This window comes from Mesorhizobium sp. P2_E10 (genome assembly GCF_056404235.1).
Genome location: NZ_JBFUEK010000021.1, coordinates 46,416 through 63,576, shown reverse-complemented (window position 1 = coordinate 63,576; position 17,161 = coordinate 46,416). Strand labels below are relative to the sequence as shown.

The window sequence follows — 17,161 nt, the reverse complement described above, 5'->3', positions numbered from 1 at the left end:
CGCTTATGCCGTCCGCGCTTAGGCGAAGCAGTTGTCTCAATTGTCTCATGGTCAGCCTTCTTCTCTTCGGCATGCATCTCTCCTCTACCGTCGAGGAAATGCATGCCCAGGTTGCTGACCCAAAGGCACTATCCAGGCTTCAAAACTGTCCGGTATTTAATCGGAATCGCGTCCGGTTAATTCTCGGAATCGCGTCCGGTTTTTGATCGGAATGCCGTCCGGTAAATCGTCGGAATCCGCAGTTGAGCCGGCGCCGACCGCTTGCCACTGCTGCGGCGGTCATCGGCTGCGCAGGCTGGGTGAGGATATCACCGAGACGCTGGAGGTGGTGCCGCGGCAATGGAAGGTGATCCAACACGTGCGGGAGAAGTTCACCTGCCGCGACTGTGAGGCGATCAGCCAGGCACCGGCGCCGTTCCACGCCACCCCGCGCGGCTGGGCTGGCCCCGGCCTGCTGGCGATGATCCTGTTCGAGAAGTTCGGCCAGCATCAGCCGCTCAACCGCCAGGCTGAACGCTATGCCCGCGAAGGCGTGCCGCTCAGCCTGTCGACGCTCGCCGACCAGGTCGGCGCCGGCGCCGCGGTGCTGATGCCGCTGTTCAAGCGGCTCGAAGCCCATGTGCTGGCCGCTTCACGTCTGCACGGCGACGACACGACGGTGCCGGTCCTGGCCAAGGGCAAGACCGATACCGGCCGATTATGGACCTATGTGCGCGATGACCGGCCGTTCGGCGGCGCCGATCCGCCGGYGGTGGTGTTCTACTATTCCCGCGATCGCCGAGGCGAACATCCCGAGGCGCATCTCGCCGGCTGGAGCGGCATTCTGCAGGCCGACGCCTATGGCGGTTATGGTGATCTCTATGCGACGGGTCGTCAGCCGGCGCCTATTCTGGAAGCCAGCTGCTGGGCCCACAGCCGGCGCAAAGTGTTCGAGCTGGCCGATATCGAAGCGGCGGCGCGCAAGAAGGCGCACGGCGAGAAGCCCAACCTGGTCTATCCGCTAGCGGTTGAAGCCGTGAAGCGCATCGATGCCCTGTTCGATATCGAGCGCGCGATCAACGGCCTGTCGCCAGGCCAACGCCACGCCGCGCGCCAAGAACGGAGCGCGCCGCTGGTCACCGAGCTCGAGCGCTGGATGATCGAGACGCGCGACAAGCTCTCGCGCGGACACGATCTGACCAAGGCCTTCAACTACATGCTGCGCCGCTGGTCATCCTTCACCCGGTTCCTCGACGATGGGCGGGTCTGCCTGTCCAACAATGCAGCCGAGCGAGCCCTGCGCGGCATCGCTCTCGGCAGAAAGTCCTGGCTGTTCTGCGGTTCCGATCGCGGCGGACAGCGCGCTGCCGTTCTCTACAGCCTGATCGTCAGCGCCAAGTTGAATGACGTCGACCCTCAGGCCTGGCTCGCCGATATCCTGGCGCGCATCGCAGCCCACCCAGCACAGCGGATCGATGATTTGCTGCCATGGAATTGGAGATCTGCAAAATTGCGGATCCAACCAGCGGCGGCCTGATCATGCAGCGCAATAAGGTGCATCACGTCTACACCGTCGAACGTGCCGCCAGGGACCTCGATGTCAGCGAAGCGCTCATCCAGGACCTGACCCTCGGTCTCGAGCCCGAGGACGGCGTCATCTGGGTGTACGGCGCCAACGATGACGACGGAATCTTGGCCTTCACCGATGAAGGCATCGAGGAGGTCAAACTCCTCCTCGATGAATATCATCGCGTCTCCCCATCGAAAGCTTGACCCCAGCACCGCGGTGCTCATGGCCGCCGGATACGCACGTCTGCGGTCTTCACCGCATGGGTACAGAGGCGTCGGCGCAGCTTCGTTGCTTCGTTTTCTCTGACAAGGATCGTGAGCGCTACGAGCAGCCCACCTTGGTTTTTCCCATCATCAGCTCCTTCGGATGCAGCACTGGCAAGGTCAGCGGTCGTCAGTGTCGGCCACACATCCGTAAATTTCTGAGCGCAAAAGCGCCGCTTCCGTGCCCAGAAATATTCACATAGTTCAACATGTTAGGGGCGGTAGACGAAGTCCTATTGTCCCAATGTAAACTCACGGTCCGCCACGTATCATCTAGCAGGCCCGATACCTCTGTGCTGTACTCACGCAAATCTACGAGATTGGTATCGCCTGGGGTCATCAGTCTGTCCGTCAAACCAATGACGAGTGACCCCGTATATTGCTGACTGACTTCAAAGCTCAACTCACCTGAATAAGCAGCAGGAAAATTCCATTGCAGAGCGCCCTCATCACCTAGCATTTTCATCTGCACCATCTCGCCGCCCTGATCTAAGAGAGCGCTTCTGGCGCGCTTACTGCGTCTGACAGGGCCAAACTCTCGGAAGGCAATTATGGAGTCCGACAGGCCGCCTGAAGCGGCACATGGCTCCTCTAGAAAGGTCGGGTCAAATGTGATTAGCGCAAGACGGTCTTTACCTTGTCCCGTCAGCACCTCTATCCTCCCATCCGCCTTTTCTACCGCGCTGGGATAGCCAGTTCCGAAATCACCTAAAGGCGGGGTCCTATTGATCAGCGGATCACGATAGATTTCTCGAAAGCCTCGCCAAGTCTTACCATCATCCCTTGAAATGGCGGCATGCAACGCATCTCGCCCCCCATAAACATACCGACCCTTGTAAGCGCCCCTCTGGTGCTCATTGTTCCATATTGCTACAATACGACCATCCCGCAGCGTCAGAAGGTAGGCTGGCGCGCTTGAACCCTGCAGGACACTCTTTTTAGGGATTGACCACTCCACGCCGTCGCCAGAAGTGGCCTGGTAAAGGTACTGGGTCTGGGTGCGAATTAGCATAAGGAAGCCACCGCCATTCAGCCTAGCTATCGCTGGCTCGATGCCGCCGAAGCCAGGAGCATTTGGCTGGGGCGGGACCGGTGTCGTCAAATCCGCCCTTATGACACGCCACCCCATTTTTGGACTGCCAACAAGAAGTCGGATGACATGGCTTCCAGTTGGCGGACCGATCTTGCCCTCGGGAATCCACTCGGCAAATGGCAAGAGCCATTGCCCTGCTGGTGTCTTGACCATCTGCCGGATTGCCCCCACATAGCCACGGTATACCGACCGGGCGGGCTGCCATTTGCCCGCCCCGTCTCGCTCTGAAAGCATGATGTCATAGAATAAACTCCGATTGGGCTTGCGGCAGTCCGCTACGCACCGCCGTTTAAGCCACAAGGCAGCCTCGCGCCCCTCGTCACTGAAAAAAATCGCGCCGTGCGCGTTGATGTGCTCGTCGTTCGGCTCGACTTGTGTCGACCAGCTTCGTCCATTGGGCGAAGAATGTAAGACCAAGCTCCCGGTAGTACGGTCCCAAGTGTACGCCCGTAACATTCCATCGGAACTCAGTAAGAGCTGAGATGAGCCCGTGAGCTGGGGGACTGGAACTACGGAAGGTACACTCGGGGTGACCTGCGCATAACAAGCCGGCCCCACAAGCAAAATAGAGAATGACATCAGCGCCGCCGCAACACGGCCCAGCCAGGCGCGTTGGTCAGCCATGCGGATGGCCTCTAAGTGCGTTAGTAACTATTGACATCAGAGAGGAACCCGAAAGCTCCTCCGCAGAGAGGACCTTGACGGCACCATACCAGAATCCGAGCGCCCCGGGGCCGTCCCAAACCCAGCTGCGCGCTTCCGTTGGCAACAATATCGTGCGTTTGTTGAGGGCACCAGCGACATGTGCTACAGTGTTATCGATAGTAACGATTAAATCATGCGCCGCAACCCGGTCGATTAACTCATCGAATTTGATCGTCGAATCAAAATTCCTATCCGCTATGATGCCGACCTGTGAAAGCTCATGCAACTCAGTGTCTGTGCAACCATGCTGAAGACAAGTCACGATAAACGAATTGCACTGTGCGATTGACGACAGCGTTTCTATCGAGACATTGCGAGTTAATCCCCATTTCGCGTTTGTGGTCTTCCAAGCGAAGCCAATGAGCTTCTTCGTTGGCGGAAAACGTTGGCGGAAGGCGTGAACGTCGTGTCGAGAAGCACCAATAAAACGCCGTGGGCGTGCAAAGCCTCCCGTAACCTGTCTGCAGATCGCACCGGCACTAAGGAGCGTTGTCTGTTGCTCAATTCCTGCTAGGAGTGTCGATTCTTGAGTTTGCGACATACTGCTCCTACCTACAATTTTGAGTGGAGCAAAAGCACGACGAAGGCGGGGGGCCAAACGATCATCGATGACAATGGTTGCGTCTGTCAGTTCATGAGCGGCAGTGGCTAAAAAGCCAAAATGCAGCAGTTCAGCTCCTATGCCTATCCCTGGTGGCGCATGGATAAGTAGCCGCCGGACTGGGGCACCAGGATCCCACCTTGGTAGCGCATCCAACTTTGTTCCCGTGCGATCATATCGACCGGCAAGTGCTTGAAAGCACTCAGCGAGCTTTCCTGCCCGAAAAAAATCAAAACTGCTCCCATATTTAGCGGGCGCTTGATTGTTCATTCGGGCCTTTTTCGACGATCAAAGGGTTAACTATCGCGCGCCTTATCCGTGCGCATGAGTATCCATCCTTAAGGAGCGACAGCCGTGGATCCTTCACATAAAACTGGGAACAGCCTTCGCGTGCAATCATTCGGATGCAGCTTGTTAATTCGTCAGAGCTCCGGGCGCTCATGGCAACGCCAAGCGCGGCGAGATCGAAAGGCGGCGGCGTCTTAAATGGATTAATTGCAATAACAGATCGGTCAAGCGCAAAAGCCTCTAGGCCCATCGTACTGAAAAACGTGAGTATGATATCAGCACTATTGATAAAATGATGAGCCTCCCCGCTTGTCGAGATCGTGACATCCAGCGTTCGGTATCTAGCTATGATGCCCGCATAGGCCTCAAGGTATTCTGGGCCTTCATTCGGGTGTGTCTTGATGACAAGTGTCGAAGTTTCGCTTGCGCAGAGGGCGTCCAAAACCGTTTGCAGGATGATTGTTGCACGCGGAACGCCAACAGGTTGAGTAGCCAGCACCAATAGCGGATGTTGGGTTAGCAAGCTTCCACTCAATCCTGCCTGCTCGCGTGCCTGCGCTTGGGTAAAGCCGCGTGCCGGCTTGATAGACTGATCAACGCGGGCCGAGCCAACAACTTCAACACTTTGCTTCGTAAGACCTAAGAAGCTCGTGTAGATCTCTGCCGAAGCAGGATCCATAGCCAGAACCCGCAAGGCATTGGGCCGAAGAAAGCGGCGCGAGCTTGCTATGACACCCCCTTGGAGTTCAATGCTCGGGACGTTCAACGCGTTCGCTGCGGCAACCAACGTTGAAGCCCCTAGATATCGACCGGGACTGACCACGACCGCTTGCTTCCCCTCAACCGCAGCGCAGAAAGACTCGATCATGGCATGCGCCGCATCAAGCGTCGGAAGAGCATGCTTATCAAGCGCTTCGGCCACCAAAAATCTGACGTCTCGAAGGCCCGATGGTAATGCGATGAATGGCGGCTTATCCAGAAGTGCATTCCGGCATCGATTGAAGCATCTCAGGACGGCGTCCGAAATTTCAAAAACACCTCTCCGACTGGCGAATGTGATACTCAAATTTCCTCCGCCAATCAGCGCATGAAGCGCCGGTGAAGCTACATCATCGAAGATGCCCGTATTGGTTGAGAATAACGCAACTTTCTTATCAATACAAAGCTCTCCTAATATCTGTTCACATACAAAGCGGTACTGCTTGTCATGTAAGTTAGATACCATTAGAATATCCGAAGAATTAGCTACCCTGGCAATTTCATCCCTTCCAAAGGCGCTAATGCCCATACGCACGCTATCCGGCAATGGAAGTGGCGGGGCCTCATAGTAGATCTTACCTGCTTGCGCCAAATGATACAGTCTTGCCCGAATACCGACGTCAAGGGATTCGATCTGGCGTTTGAAGTTCGGGGTTTGCGGCTCGCTTATCAGGATGGGTGTCCCCGGCTCTTGGCGCGCAAGTGCCGCGAAAGCAAAGACCGGTCGCAGTGCAGAAACGATCCTGTCCATGATGGCTACACTAAGTGGATACAGGAGGCTGGCTTGATATGAATGGCCGCCTAAAGTTGCCAATGTCCGAAGCAGAATTTTACAGAACCATTCGGCAAAGAATTGGCTCACCCGATATAGATCTTCATCAACGTCGGGGTCAACGGTGCTGAATGGCAGCACCTTATATGACATAGGGTCCAGCGAAGCCAACGTCTCGCCGAGGAGGCTACCCTGCTTGCTGTTACCCACAAAAAGACGCACTCGCTTCAGTGAGGCGCGCCGAAGCAAGACAGCGACATCGTTGTAGTTCCGTCGGCCTTCGACCCAAAAGATGTATTTGCGCTGCGGTTTAAGATCCGCCTCGTTCAGCGCTTTCATTGATGATCCCTGGGGGTGTGCGCTATGAGCGGTTCTTCAGCAAGGCATCGGCCCGCGACGACACGCGTTGCATACGCACATCATCAGGCGTACGCCTCAATGCCCGTTCCGACGCCTCTTTCGCGATCGTAGCATCTCCCGCTTGCAACGCGACAACCGCTAAACGCGCGACGAGTTCACCACTGTCCGGCTCTTGACTGACCAGAGATGCGTAACACGCTGAGGCTTCTTTGAAGGCGCCCGCGCCAACAAAAATGCGAGCCGCAATCTTCAATAAAGGTGGGTAGTCTGGATCAGTTTTAACGGCTTGCTTAGCCCGTACAACGCCTTCAGCACGGTCAGTACCAGCCAAACACGCCCCAAGTGAATGTACAAGGGCTGCTCGCGCACTGGCCAGAAGGCGTGATACCGTTGCGTGGCTGGGTGAAACCTTGTTTACCAGGAGGAGAGCGCGGACCGCGTTTACCGCATCACCACTTGCCATAGCACTTCGCGCAATAGGAATTGCTATCTTCACTATATGGTCCGATCCATCGAATTCCGCCCCGTCATGCCCGGCCAGGCGCTCTAGCCATTGCAGAACTAGCATGGTGTCTTTCGTCTTTCTGGCGCAGGATATAGCTGATTTAATGACGTCACGATGTCCGCCACTCCACAGAATCTCAAAATGCGTGTTGGCTTCGTCGAGTAAATCAACACGAGACAGCATCAGAGCGAGCGTTCGTCGAGAGACTACGTGGTCAGGATCGGCAGATAAAACCGCCAGATAGTGCGTTCGGGCGGCCTGCGTATCTCCAGCTCGCAGTGCTTGCTGGGCGGATCGTACAGTCGGCGCAATAAATCTAGCTAGTATTGTTCGCGGTTCAGAAAGGGTCGGCGCTAAGTGAATCGCAAGGCCAAGATACGTAGCGGTTAAGGGTTCCTCTATATCAGTTGCCATAACCCTGGCGATGGAAACTAAGCGCTTTGCAACAAGCAGTGAGAGATCTTCGACCTCTTTAGTTCTGAGGCTAGCATTCATCTGGATGAGTGATTGGGCGACGACCTCGTATCTCTTTGCACGGAAGAGCAATTTGCAGGCGGACATTGCGAGATCCGGAGCGTGATCGATGAGCTTTGGGAGCAGCTTCTCAAAATCGCTGGTATCGCTACGCCGAGCGGCTATGCGATATTGTTGACGCAAAGCCAGTGTGCTTGACGGTTGAAGCAGAATAATTGCGTCGCAAATCAGTGATGCTTTGTCGAGGTCGCCTGCCTTCATTAGTGCTATAGATTGGCTTATTGACTGTTCCACTGAGACGCGTTTCTCGGTGCGCACGTTTACTGCATTGCTCATAAGGGTACCTTTGACTGTCTGGACGATTGAGCCTTCGTGCTCACATCACACGGGCAAATAGATCCAATGAATTGTCGTTAACCTGAACGCGCTCGGCCGTTCAGATGCCTCTATCATATACGACCTGGATCGCTTGGAAGCCAGTATCTGAGTTTTGTCTCTCAAAAACTTTTTCACGTCATTGTTCCAGTTGTTCAGCGCCTACCGCAGTCGAGGCGCAACCAAAGAATCATTGACGCCCTCTTAGTAATTACAGCCCAAGTCTCTACGTCAGATCAAATCAACCTCCCCGTACACCACCTCAGGCTCACCCTCGGGCTCCTCTTCAACATCGCTGGACGCAAGAGGCCCCACAATCTCCTTACTTATAAAGAGTTTCCCGTTGGCGATATTAACTGAAACATTCGCAAACGCGCGGGCGACGTTAAACTGCCGTGAAGAAAACAAAACGAGACGCCCCGCTACGTTCTCCGACAGCAGTCCCCCGATGTAGCGAAGGAATCGCTCAGGAAAGGCTGGGTGAGCCAAAGCGCCGTCGATGACAAGAATATCAACATCGATAAACCTTGCCATAGCTATTGACAATGCAAGAAGCTGATGACCTTGAGCCTTGTCGAGCCTGGTTTCGAGTATGTTGGGCCATGGCAGAATATCGTGAAGCTCGCGCAATGCATGGCTTGCGTCGAAACGATATAGCTCCCCCATGAAATTCACGATTTCGGCCCCACGTACCGGAATTGCGAAGGCACTGGTCCTCCCCACTGGATAGGAGCAGCGACCCTGTCTGGTAATAGACCCCAGTGCTGGGTCCCTGCGTCCAACGATCAGATCTACCAGGCAACGCCGATCCTTCTCCTCACCTGTAAGTATATAGCGATCAGCGGTAATGTCGACGCTAGCACCTGACAATACTATACGACGGCGAGAAGAACGCCCTACCGGCGAAACCCGCTCAACAAGGTGAACGCCCCTCAAGCTTATGCGCCCTGCTGCCCTCACGCATATTCCCCGTGTCTTGCGCGTGTACGGCGGTTCATAACGGCACAGCCAAATCCGATAGCTAACGTAGCGCAAAGCCAGGCGAAGACATAGATACACGAAGCGTCCGTGCTATCATACGTATGAAACCAGCCGCTTCGCGCAAATTGCGATAGGTGCAAGATTGGATTCCACAACACATACCCCGCATACTCCCCGGGGACCTGCTCGCTTACAAAGAATAGACCAGAGACTGTCGCCGTCATTCTAAGAACTATTACGTAAATTTTTCTGAGACCTGGATAATATATGGAAAAGTGGTATGCAATTAAACCGCTACCAAGCCCTAGAGCGGCAGTCGCCACGAGTGCTCCCGTAACGATCAGCGGATTTTCGGGCAGGCTGGTCATCCCGGCCGAGATACAGCCACCAAGCATGACAATCCCAACGCAGCCATTAACGATCAGTCCTTTGAGCGAACTACCCACTATCACATCGAATCGTGAAATTTCAGGATGATCCATCAAACGCACCAAGGCGCCTGGGCCGGTTAGCGCTGCTAAAAAGGTCGCACGGAAGGTAAGCCAGACCGTGACGCCAATAATCGCGAATGGAAAGGCTGGCATGTCGAACACGTCTCCGCCGTGAAAGAGAAGTGTAGCAAACGTAATCAGGACCACGTGGAGGAGAGGCTCAAAAAGCCACCAGAACATACCGAGCCGATCACTATTCATATCAGTATGGAATCTTAACCCCCATAACGCAGACCAAACAACCAATGCAGGCGCGCGGCGTGGCGGACGCGGCGCTTCCACGGCGCCCCCAGTGCCACCGATCGATTGTATGAGGATTGCGTCGGCGCGCGAACTGCCAACACTAGTACGACCCTTGCGAGCCAGCGACTCAGCTATTTTCTTTCGACGCCCCGATTCAAAAGCAAGGACCTCAATCTCACGCCGGAGACGCTCGACAGTTCCATTGGCTTGCTCCACATATCTGTTATATATCGCGATCCGCGCAGATGCTTCGGCCTCCATGGAGAGCGTTGATACATCCAAGACGGCAGGCTCCTGCACTTCCGGACTCATCCGTTCCTGACATTATTCGCGGATATACTTCTCGGGCGCTGCGCAGGAGTGAGCCTTGCACCAGCATATTTGATGATGCGCATCATGGCCAAATCTTGTGGGTTGTTCTTGAGAACGGTCATTGCCCGGTGAAGCGCCTGACCATATTCCCCGCGCTCATGATGTAGTTTTGCCTTCACCCCATTAGCCATCGAGTGTTCAGGGTCGATCAGCAACAGATTCTCAGCGATAGCCTCTGCCCGTCCATAGTCCTTTGTGCGGAGAAAAAAGCGCATAGCGGTGCCACTCACCTCAACGTCAGCGACATTGACGATACTGTCCCACAAGGCCTCAACCTGGGAAGCCGCCCCGGCTCGTATGGCCCTCTGGACGCCTCGATTAAGCTGTTTGATGGCACCCGAACGCAGTTTATCTGCGGTAACGTCGCCTTCATTTTGCGCCAGCACTAGGTCAGCGAAGGCAACAACAGCCACGTAGTTCCCTGCCGTGGACGCGGCTTTCAGGCCTATTCTGCTCGCGCGATGCACGAGCACAGCATTCTTATCGGTTTTGCTACCATCGAGCCGACGCAGATCATCCGCTTGCTCCTCTAGTGAGCGCGATGCAGACGAGGCAACGACGAATTGGGCCGAAAGCCTAGGTTGTGTCAAATCGGCATTAGGAAGCCGCGCCAGCGAAACATAGGCGGAAGCAAGGTCGCCCGTGTCCAGGCATGCGGCTGCGTGCAATCGCAAGGCCTCGGCATTTCGCGGGTCTTCTTCGAGCACCTTCTCCGCGGCCTTCCTTAGCTCGGTCCCCGAAAGCTTACGGGCGGCAACGAGGTCTTTCTCGAACAGGCGGGCTAGACCGCTCCGGGCGGACGCATCGTCGGAAGCGATGTCGAGAATACAATGGCAAAGAAGAGCCCGACGAGCGCGCCTTTCATCAATGCCACCATCGATATTGCGCAGCATGGCATGACACCGGCGGACCGTCGGGGCGGCAAAATCAGCAGCAAGCATTCCTTCTCGCAGGATCATATCGCGCAACACAAATACCGCGTCAAGTCGGAGAAGAAGACCAACCACCGATGCCAATATCGCCCGATCGAGAAGGCCAGCTTGCTTGACTGCAGTACAAAGTATGTCAATGTTGTTGCGCGAAATGCCAATACGCGCAATGGCCGCAAGGGCGGGCTTGTCCTTGGGTCGCTCAGAAAGAATATCCATATAAATTTTTGTCGCGCCTTCATGATCGCCGGTACGGGCCATGTCCCGCGCCGATATCATGCGATGGTCTCCGCGCCCTGGGCTCGCTTCGCGTCGGGCAACACCCAATGCCACATCGGATACAGGGAGCTCAGGCGTATTCAGGCGCGCCGGCATCCTACGGTTCCGCACCTTTTTCTGGCTCTCCGGCGCGTGCTTACCTATTTTATTTGACATGGAATGGCCTTTTGTCCGGGACTTAGGGCGGTTCTGCATTCTACGTGGACCTGTCTAAATTCGCCATATCGCCTACCGTCTTGGCCTCCCTAGGAGCATTTCTTCCCGTGGTTTCGGGGTACAGCGAAGCAAGATGTCTTGAGGCTGTCTCGGCGAGACCCTCGATACGCTCGGATGAGAGACTGTCAAATCCGACATTGCGCCATTGGCCTGCTATCTCGGAAAGCAATTGCGTAAGTTCTGGTGCATCAGGGATATGCCCAATCGCGAACAGAACGGCGTCGAACAAGTCGCCGTCGATCCTTTTGCTTGAGAGGAGCGGTAGCGTCGTTACGAGAAGGTCGAATGTGCCGGTGACAGACTCCCCCTGAGCGACGGTGGACGCAACCAGCGTACGCAATCCTTGAGCAAGGGCCTTTGAGAAGTCGACTGCTACTTCGTCGGTTGGCGACAATTGGATGGCAATCGCAATGAGTTCGACGAGACGCTGTTCGTCTAGCGGCCCACGGAGGGCCGCAGCGATCATTCGCGACAATCGGCTAGCCAGAATAACTTGAGTTGCCGTCGGCACGCGGTCCCGATCCAGCGAGCCTAGCCACTTTGCAGCCATTCCGAGGTCACCCTTGCGCAGGCACGTCGTGACCTTCGTCAGGATTTCCGATTCCAGCGCTTCCCCTTGTTTTGGCTCTCCATCCGTCATTCAGTCGCGCCCATATCGGTCGCCCCTGCCAAGGCAATTCTCAAAGCTGTGTCCCAATCCTCTATCGTGTCAATGTCAATTGCCTCAGATGCAGGGACAAGTGTGCCGGCGCAACGGGAAAGTATAAACGCCTGGCGTTCGACGAAGGCATTCCGTTCCACCGAGTAAGCCGCTCCTGTGATCACATGCGTCGGATTATCGAAATCTTCAGCCCTCTTCATACTCACGATATTGAATTGACCTTCAGGATCTTTGGTCGGGAAAGTTAGGCCTGTCGAGATATCGGTGATACGCCGCATGCCGTTTGATTTCAGCGTGGGCGCCCATCCAGTTAAAGGGTCACGTTCACCAATGGCGCAAGCTGTAATGGCGGAGCCGGCAAAGCCACAAGACACCGATCTGATCACACTCGCGACGGATGCAACGGATGCAAGTGGCGAAGTGGGTTGTAGAAGACTGACAATGTCCATCCGCCCAAATCGCATTTCGGCATTCAAAAGTGCATGAACGGCGGCATCGAACGATGTGGCGGTTGACGTCGCCAGATGCATAGGACGCTCGATCACCTCGATACCTTCGGGCGCCAGGTAGATGACTTCGGGGTCATCGGTCGAGACCACGACATGATCGAGATGGCCCAGGTTGATTAGAGCGAGCGCGCGTTCGTAGGTCCAAGTTATTATTGGTTTGCCTGCGAACTCGCGGGTATTCTTGCCTGGAAGACGGACAGAGCCGGCCCGCGCAAGTATGATTCCGATACGTCTGGTCAAGCGATTGCCGCCAGTTGTGTCAACAGAATATCATTGGCGCCTTCGGTTTTGGCTAGAGCGTCGGACAAAACGGCATGCACTTTGTCGATCTGTCGACCGGTTATGTTGGTCGAACACGGGAGAGGTAGAACTCTTCGCCATAGGGCGTCCGCCACGGGGTAGAGATCGTTGACCAAGAGACCTGCCTGCTTCAAAGAGTTGAGAAGCGGAGCATAGGCCTCTTGGAGGTGCATCGGTTTCCAAAAGAGTCGAACGCCAACACCACGAGAGTTGAGCACGGAAACGATACCTCGAATATCTGTTTCAGGCCGTAAGATTACACCGGAAAACCAATCTCCGCGCTCCGCCAAGCGGTGTCGCGGAAATACGTCCAGACCGTGCTTCTGCGCAAAAAGATCGTGCCGCGCTCGTATTCTCGCCTTGGCCGCGATGAAACTATCTAGGCGTGCAATCTGCGCTCGCCCGAGAGCCGCTTCGATATTGGTCATCCGCTCGTTGAAAGCGGGCCTATCATGATCATAATTGACTCCCAACCGCCCAGTCGACGCCAAGCTCCTTGCCGCTGCGACAACATCGTCATCACCCACGATCGCCCCGCCGCCCCCCGTGGTCATGGTCTTGTTGCCATTAAAGGAAAAGGCGGTTGCGTCGGCGAGCCCTCCGATTGGCCGCCCATCAAAGGTCGACCCGATTGCCGCGGCGGCATCGGCAACAACCCGGATTCCATGACGTTCTGCGAACACCTTGACATCAGTCATGTCGATCGGGTTACCCATTGGGTACACAACTATAATTGCCCTCGGTTTGGGCAAGCCAACCGCAACCAGTCGGCTGACCATCTGTTCCGCTTGGTTTACATCAATTGCCCAAGTTGCCGGGTCGATGTCCACGAAGATCGGGTCAGCTCCTGCTGAGTGAATCGCATTGGCGGTAGCAATGAAAGTGTATGTTGGACATAGAACCAGATCGCCACGGCCGATCCCCAAGGCCCTCAACGCGATCATGAGGGCGGCAGTTCCGGAGGCAACCGCTACCGCAGAGGTGGTGCCGCTAGCAGCAGCCACAGCTTGCTCGAACGCAGGAACATCGGGGCCAACGGAAGACACCCAACCATCGGTGATTGCGGCATTGACAGAAGCGATTTCCTCGGGACCAATATTAGGTACAGCCAGCGGGATAGTCGAGACGGTTTGCATCGTCAGACTTCGTAGCGGCCAGGGTTGTAGAGAGCGAGATTAGCGGGATCGCGGAACCAGGCGATCGTTTCTTCCAAACCCCGCTCAAAGCCGTCAAGACCAGCGTAGGTCGGCCTCCAACCTGCCCGGGTAAGCGCAAGACCATTGTCGCCCCAGAGGCGCTCGACCTCACTTGCTTCTGGGCGCAGGCGAGCCGTGTCAATTTCGATCGCAACCTCTACACCCATCTTGCGGGCGATCAGTTTCACCGCATCACCGACCGATATCTCATAGTTTGATGCGAGATTGGTCACATGCCCGATCGGTTTCGCCGATTTGGCGAGCGCTATGAAACCAGAAACTGTATCTTTTACATAATTGAAGTCTCGCGTCGGACGCGTATCCCCGAGCTTGATCGAAGTGATCCCAGCAGCAATTTGCGTGATGATCGTCGGCAAAACGGCTCGAGCCGACTGCCTAGGACCGTATGTATTAAACGGGCGAACCACCGAAACTGGCGTGTTGAAACTCTTATGGTATGAAAGCGCTATCATATCTGCCCCAATTTTCGAGGCTGAATACGGACTCTGCGCCTGCAGCGGATGGTCCTCCGTTATCGGAACCGCACGTGCAGTGCCATAAACCTCACTAGTCGACGTGACGATACAACGTTCAACAGAATTAGACCGCGCCGCTTCAACAACGTTGGTGGTCCCGCCAACGTTAGTCTCCACATACGCCTGTGGAGCTACGTACGAATAGGGTATGGCGATCAGCGCGGCGAGATGGAAGACCATGTCGACATCCTTCGTGATCGTGTTCACAAAGAATGGGTCGCGGATGTCGCCCGGACGGTTATCAATCGCCTCGCGGATGTCACGATCAGCATGTTCAAGCCACCCTTTCGTACCAAGTGAATTGTACATTGTGAGGGCCCGGACATTAGCACCTTGGCGAACAAGCTCCTCGGTGAGATGCGAACCGATGAATCCGTCCGCGCCAGTCACCAGAACTGTTTTGCCCGAAATTGTTGAAATGTCGTCTATGTGCATAGTGCAGCCTTAGTCTCCTTGAGTACCATGACCTTGGCGCTATCAATGGATAGCTCATGACGATGGTGGCCGGCCTCGACTTTAGTTCGAGCCCGCTCGAGATCAGGCGGGGTTCCGACGTCAATCCAGTCCTCGATCAACGGAAACGCGCCGACTCGAAAGCCGAGTGGAATTAGAGTTTCGATCAGTGACGGCATGTCGACTTTGCCGGCCGGGACATGCTCCAGAACCGACGGTGACAGGACGTAGATTGCGACGTTGATTTGGTGGATGATTTTTGGCTTCTCGCGAATTCGGGAGATAAGTCCGTCGACCTGATCAATGACGCCAAATTGCATCTGGATAGGATAGGGACGGACGCTAACGGTGATGTCATAACCTGCCGCGTTGTGGAACTCGATAAGGCGCCCGAACTGCGCAGTGGTTACGACATCGCCGTTGACAACGAGGAGGGGGTGTTTGATCTCGCGAGGTAGAAGCGAAAGGCAGCCTGCCGTGCCAAACGGTGTAGTTTCCTTGAGATAGCGAACGCGAGCACCGAAAGAAGATCCATCGCCAAAATGACTCTTAACCACATCCCCTTCGAAGAAGAGCGACACGAAAATATCACTGATGCCATTGTCTACCAAATTGTCGAGCAAATGCTCGGCAATGGGTTTACCGCCAACATCCAGCATTGGCTTAGGTGTGGTCTTTGTCAGATCGCCGAGCCTGCGACCGAAGCCGCCTGCCATTATTAGTCCGTGCGCGTCGAGCTTTGTGGCGCTTGGCATGCGAATCTCTGTGTGCACAATACGCTGCCCAGGCTCTTCATATTTCGCCTCGATCTGTGGGAAGCGGCTTTTAAGAGCCATGCGCGCAGGCGTTCGGCATTTGCGCTCTATCTCGTCATAAGAAGATAGCAAGAGCTCGATGCAGGTTTGATCATCAATGCCAAGCGCGAGCAGACGGCGCCACTCATGATGGCGGATTTCGGCTTGCAGACATTGCTCTTCGTCGACGACAAAGATGTTTTCGAAAGTCGTCTCGGCGAAAAAAGCGGTTACACTCGAAGCTTTCTGATCAGCCCGTACAACACCAAGCATAAGATTCCCCATAACATCTACTGGTCGATCGCACAGATCCCATATGGGCTTAGGTATACTTGCCAACAATACTTCACTATTCAAGACACATGTATTACTACACGACTACAATATTCGTCACTATCCGCATCTTATTACAAATCTCTAATATTATGGCGTTATCAAAAAGTCATTGTCACGTTTAGCCTTCGCCATCATTCGCTGCAATGCTTGTCGTTCTCTTTTGTGCCGGGGTTATGGCAATCCATATTTGCTGAGTCAAGCTCATTTCGAACAAGAGAATGATAGGGTTGTATGCCGTCTAAATTGTAATTACGGCATTACTGATCCCATCAAAAAACAACCGAGAACGGGGTCGGGATTACAATTGCGTTTACACGGCCTCGTTACTCCGATTCTTGATATCCGTTTCGGGCAACTCAAGGGGGTTATTGATGGCTGCGGTTATCGAGGAAGGCTTTCACACGACCGGTTGGGGCGGTGTCGAGTCGCCGGTTCAGACGCTTGCCGAGGACTCCCAAGAAGCCGAAACCGGGATCGCTCGGAGCCGCGGCGCCCTCCCATGGCAGGATCTATCCAGCGACTGTCGAGGCTAGCCCTTGCCGAGCAACCTAGCTGTCAAAAAGCAATAGTAACCGCAGGTTGCAGTCATGAAATTATCCGAGAAAAAGGAGCTAGCAGCTTTCGTCCGATACGAGGCCGGAAGGCGGCAGTATTCCCCTAGATCGGGTGAAATGAAGATGTGGTCATGCGACAAAATGCCATCATCGGTGTCAGTGCCTCAGTTCGAGATTTCCCGACCGGAGCAAGGGCGAAGCCTACACCTACATGGCGCACCTCGAAGCCATCGATCAATTTGGACAACTTGGGCGTCAAAAAGAAACAATGCCAAATCTGACACTTAAGATGGGAACAGAACCGGCGGGCGAGCGATTTCTCAGCAATAATCCGGGCGACCGACGAGCGCACTGGCGAAGAGAATGGCCCGCAATCTTTGCCATGCTGTCAAGTTGGCAGGAACATATTCTTCGTTAAGAGTGTTGGGTTCATCCCTAGATCAGCGTGACCGAGTAGGCAGGCGAGAACTTCTGTTACGCTCCTGTACTAGATCTGTGACCGATCTGATATACGAAAGCAGTATGCCCGGTCGAATGCTTTTTACATTCATCAGACCACTCAAGTGC

At 55.0% G+C, this 17,161-nt stretch carries 14 protein-coding genes; 2 read left to right on the top strand and 12 right to left on the bottom strand.

The annotated features are described in order from the left end of the window. Together tnpC and AC1D0N_RS29120 are read left to right on the top strand one after the other, a co-directional pair. Positions 1 to 1,516 (top strand): IS66 family transposase gene (tnpC, locus tag AC1D0N_RS29125; protein ID WP_477249792.1). Its coding sequence is split into 2 segments (ribosomal slippage), with 1,514 coding nucleotides annotated over them: positions 1 to 164 and positions 167 to 1,516; the frame shifts between segments, so codons are not numbered across the junction. This gene is flagged as partial in the annotation. Next, positions 1,468 to 1,752: a hypothetical protein gene (locus AC1D0N_RS29120; protein WP_477249791.1), complete on the top strand. Its 285-nt coding sequence runs from the start codon at positions 1,468 to 1,470 to the stop codon at positions 1,750 to 1,752. The genes tnpC and AC1D0N_RS29120, both read left to right, overlap by 49 nt. 190 nt (positions 1,753 to 1,942) lie before the next feature. Here the strand turns inward: AC1D0N_RS29120 and AC1D0N_RS29115 are convergent, their stop codons facing one another. The 12 genes from AC1D0N_RS29115 to AC1D0N_RS29060 form a co-directional block, all read right to left on the bottom strand. Further along, the gene (locus AC1D0N_RS29115; protein WP_477249794.1) at positions 1,943 to 3,361 is read right to left on the bottom strand and encodes a sialidase family protein; all 1,419 of its coding nucleotides are present in this window, start codon (positions 3,359 to 3,361) and stop codon (positions 1,943 to 1,945) included. A 160-nt stretch (positions 3,362 to 3,521) separates the two neighbouring features. Continuing rightward, positions 3,522 to 4,481, bottom strand: coding sequence for a hypothetical protein (locus tag AC1D0N_RS29110; RefSeq protein ID WP_477249790.1), 960 nt, complete (start codon positions 4,479 to 4,481; stop codon positions 3,522 to 3,524). After that, a complete protein-coding gene (locus AC1D0N_RS29105) occupies positions 4,459 to 6,369 on the bottom strand; it encodes a hypothetical protein (RefSeq protein ID WP_477249788.1) in 1,911 nt (636 codons plus the stop codon). The genes AC1D0N_RS29110 and AC1D0N_RS29105 overlap by 23 nt, the downstream gene beginning before the upstream one ends. Positions 6,370 to 6,391: 22 nt before the next feature. Continuing rightward, complete coding sequence (locus tag AC1D0N_RS29100) at positions 6,392 to 7,705, bottom strand: tetratricopeptide repeat protein (protein ID WP_477249786.1); 1,314 nt, start codon at positions 7,703 to 7,705, stop codon at positions 6,392 to 6,394. Positions 7,706 to 7,975: 270 nt separating this feature from the next. Next, on the bottom strand, positions 7,976 to 8,419 hold the full coding sequence (locus AC1D0N_RS29095) for a hypothetical protein (RefSeq protein WP_477249785.1): 444 nt from the start codon (positions 8,417 to 8,419) through the stop codon (positions 7,976 to 7,978). Between the two features lie 281 nt (positions 8,420 to 8,700). Further along, positions 8,701 to 9,741, bottom strand: coding sequence for an ABC transporter permease (locus AC1D0N_RS29090; protein WP_477249784.1), 1,041 nt, complete (start codon positions 9,739 to 9,741; stop codon positions 8,701 to 8,703). Positions 9,742 to 9,767: 26 nt separating this feature from the next. Next, a complete protein-coding gene (locus AC1D0N_RS29085) occupies positions 9,768 to 11,021 on the bottom strand; it encodes a hypothetical protein (RefSeq protein WP_477249782.1) in 1,254 nt (417 codons plus the stop codon). 214 nt (positions 11,022 to 11,235) lie between these two features. Next, positions 11,236 to 11,895 carry a hypothetical protein gene (locus AC1D0N_RS29080; RefSeq protein ID WP_477249781.1) on the bottom strand — a complete coding sequence of 220 codons (660 nt, stop codon included), beginning with the start codon at positions 11,893 to 11,895 and terminating at the stop codon, positions 11,236 to 11,238. Continuing rightward, entirely contained in the window at positions 11,892 to 12,665 is a 774-nt protein-coding gene (locus AC1D0N_RS29075; protein WP_477249779.1) for an acylneuraminate cytidylyltransferase family protein, read from the bottom strand. Before AC1D0N_RS29075 ends, AC1D0N_RS29080 begins: the two co-directional genes overlap by 4 nt. Beyond that, positions 12,662 to 13,861 (bottom strand): DegT/DnrJ/EryC1/StrS family aminotransferase, encoded by a 1,200-nt coding sequence (locus tag AC1D0N_RS29070; protein WP_477249778.1) that lies wholly within the window; start codon positions 13,859 to 13,861, stop codon positions 12,662 to 12,664. Before AC1D0N_RS29070 ends, AC1D0N_RS29075 begins: the two co-directional genes overlap by 4 nt. Positions 13,862 to 13,863: 2 nt before the next feature. Then, complete coding sequence (locus tag AC1D0N_RS29065; protein WP_477249776.1) at positions 13,864 to 14,892, bottom strand: NAD-dependent 4,6-dehydratase LegB; 1,029 nt, start codon at positions 14,890 to 14,892, stop codon at positions 13,864 to 13,866. Then, positions 14,883 to 15,977, bottom strand: a complete 1,095-nt coding sequence (locus AC1D0N_RS29060; protein WP_477249774.1) for a nucleotidyltransferase family protein — start codon at positions 15,975 to 15,977, stop codon at positions 14,883 to 14,885. The genes AC1D0N_RS29065 and AC1D0N_RS29060 overlap by 10 nt, the downstream gene beginning before the upstream one ends. Between the last annotated feature and the right edge of the window lie 1,184 nt (positions 15,978 to 17,161).

Coding starts and splice junctions, on each gene's coding strand:
- AC1D0N_RS29085 (WP_477249782.1), bottom strand. CDS start 11,021: ATGGCCCGTACCGGCGATCATGAAGGCGCGACAAAAATTTATATGGAT.
- AC1D0N_RS29110 (WP_477249790.1), bottom strand. CDS start 4,481: ATGAACAATCAAGCGCCCGCTAAATATGGGAGCAGTTTTGATTTTTTT.
- AC1D0N_RS29120 (WP_477249791.1), top strand. CDS start 1,468: ATGGAATTGGAGATCTGCAAAATTGCGGATCCAACCAGCGGCGGCCTG.
- AC1D0N_RS29100 (WP_477249786.1), bottom strand. CDS start 7,705: ATGAGCAATGCAGTAAACGTGCGCACCGAGAAACGCGTCTCAGTGGAA.
- AC1D0N_RS29105 (WP_477249788.1), bottom strand. CDS start 6,369: ATGAAAGCGCTGAACGAGGCGGATCTTAAACCGCAGCGCAAATACATC.
- AC1D0N_RS29065 (WP_477249776.1), bottom strand. CDS start 14,892: ATGCACATAGACGACATTTCAACAATTTCGGGCAAAACAGTTCTGGTG.
- AC1D0N_RS29070 (WP_477249778.1), bottom strand. CDS start 13,861: ATGCAAACCGTCTCGACTATCCCGCTGGCTGTACCTAATATTGGTCCC.
- AC1D0N_RS29115 (WP_477249794.1), bottom strand. CDS start 3,361: ATGTTACGGGCGTACACTTGGGACCGTACTACCGGGAGCTTGGTCTTA.
- AC1D0N_RS29060 (WP_477249774.1), bottom strand. CDS start 15,977: ATGCTTGGTGTTGTACGGGCTGATCAGAAAGCTTCGAGTGTAACCGCT.
- AC1D0N_RS29080 (WP_477249781.1), bottom strand. CDS start 11,895: ATGACGGATGGAGAGCCAAAACAAGGGGAAGCGCTGGAATCGGAAATC.